Below are 221 nucleotides of genomic sequence, written 5' to 3'. Positions count from 1 at the left end.
TATAATACACCTTTGTGCCAAACGTGGTGTTTTTTAAGTCTACCATTTCGGTAAAACCATCGTCATTCGCATCCCATCCATCTCGGTTTCTATGAATCCCATAAAACGCTGCACCTGTTTTTAAATCGGCTGAAACAATAGATGTACTAAAGTTTAAAAGGCGATCTGGTGTATCTGCATCTACCAATTCTAAGTAACCTCCAACTTGCCAAGTATTTAAT

The 221-nt window shown here is 38.0% G+C and carries 1 protein-coding gene; it reads right to left on the bottom strand.

The window, feature by feature from the left end; genetic code table 11:
* Nucleotides 1-221 (bottom strand): hypothetical protein (locus tag ACRHOC_RS15615; protein WP_431159492.1); only part of this gene is annotated, 221 nt, incomplete at both ends.

Origin of the sequence: Winogradskyella poriferorum, assembly GCF_050618035.1 — a bacterium.
GTDB classification, from domain to species: domain Bacteria; phylum Bacteroidota; class Bacteroidia; order Flavobacteriales; family Flavobacteriaceae; genus Winogradskyella; species Winogradskyella poriferorum_A.
This window is presented reverse-complemented; position numbering and strand designations above follow the sequence as displayed.